Here is a 1,627-nt window from a genome sequence, read left to right as displayed (position 1 = left end):
GAACAAATCCGAGGAGCCAACTTTGAGTTCACCTCGAAAAAGCCAGTGTTCCACTGACTCGTCAAAGCAGAAAAAATCGTCCGAATAATACGATTCTAAGCGAACGTCTCAGCACACCCAATCCGACCGACTCAGCGCACTTTCGATAGTTCTACCACCTCCCCTCCTCCCGTCAAGCCTTCGACTCGCCAGCGCGGTCGGATTTGTGGTGCTGCGCATTGTTCGACAGACTTTGTCAAGACTCTCAGCAAAGACCCAGATTTTCATGCACGCCTCACGTAGAGAATCTTAGTGCGCCGCACTAACACAGTAGCTAGGGCACCCATTCAGATTCGTCAGCCTTGCTAGACCGCCCTAAACCCCTCGGATAAGAGACCCCGTTACAACGAGAAATTCGTATTTTTCTTGGGAACACACTAAATGGAGCATTCTCTTTGCTTCTCGAGAAACATCCGAACTCGATCTTATGCTCAGAACCTGAAAAGAATAAGGTCGCCTTTAACTCAATTATGATATTTCCGCTACCTGTATTGGGCCTTGCCTCAACTTCAATTCGTCTGATTTTAGCTCGATAAGTATGCCCATTTCGAAAGACATAGACGACGTCTTGGAGTTCATAGGGTAAGGTTACCTTGAAATCAGAAAACTCAATTTTCATCGAAACTATTATTGGAGCTTTTCCCAGCTTACAACACGTCCATTTTTAGTCGAACGTTTCAGCACACCCAATCCGACCGAACCAGCGCACTTTCAATACTTCTACCACGTCCCTTCCCCCAGTCAATCTCAGACTCGCCAGCGCGGTCGGATTTGTGGTGCTGCGCATTGTTATGCCTCGTATTTCGGTTTTGACGGTGTCAACAAAACCGCCAATTCACTTGTCTTGTATTTGTCGATATCAATGAATCCATCCTGGTCAATCCAGTAGTCTAGCAACCAATATTCAGGCCCTATGAATGATAACTGCGCCCAATCAGAAAGGAATTTTTTGAACGACTTCGAAATAACTGAACTCGAGTCATCATCATGAACAAGGTAAACTACGGGCGGATCGTCATAATCCTCTTTAATATCAAGACCGAGACAGTCTCCGTTTCCAACATCAAGAATGACTGCAGACCGGCACCATAACGACAACCCCTCCTTCCCTAGAGTATACTCAAAGTCCCTATCGTTTTGATCGTAACCAGAGTTTCCTGGAAAAATTGATTCTGACGAGTTAAATCTTACTCCTCCATAGATTGAATCTTGTCCTTCGAAAATTCGTTCTAGTCGTTGCTGATCCCCATCCAAAGGAGTCCAAGCATACGGGCAATTTATCTGCTCTGATCCTGTTGTCCATAATTCTCGCAACGAATTAGGAATGCCCTTTGGCCATCGCTTTTCGTATTGAGCGATTCGAGCATCTTCAATTGGTGGTGCGATCTCAATAGACAACTCCACTTCGCCAGATAGGTCTCGAAGTCGCTCAGAAAACGTTCTAACTTCGCAGATCAGTTCTTTGAAGTCCATTTCAAGCATAACGTCTCAGCACACCCAATCCGACCGACTCAGCGCGCTTTCAATACTTCTATCACCTTCCATCCTCCCGTCAACCCCCGACTCGCCAGCGCGGTCGGATTTGTGG

The 1,627-nt window shown here is 46.3% G+C and carries 1 protein-coding gene; it reads right to left on the bottom strand.

Annotated elements, in window-relative coordinates; genetic code table 11:
- Nucleotides 1-828 precede the first annotated feature (828 nt).
- On the bottom strand, nt 829-1,512 hold the full coding sequence (locus IE099_RS20535) for an SMI1/KNR4 family protein (protein ID WP_189574683.1): 684 nt from the start codon (nt 1,510-1,512) through the stop codon (nt 829-831).
- Nucleotides 1,513-1,627: the final 115 nt, after the last annotated feature.

Source organism: Roseibacillus persicicus (genome assembly GCF_014651675.1).
Classification (GTDB): domain Bacteria; phylum Verrucomicrobiota; class Verrucomicrobiia; order Verrucomicrobiales; family Akkermansiaceae; genus Roseibacillus; species Roseibacillus persicicus.
This window is presented reverse-complemented; position numbering and strand designations above follow the sequence as displayed.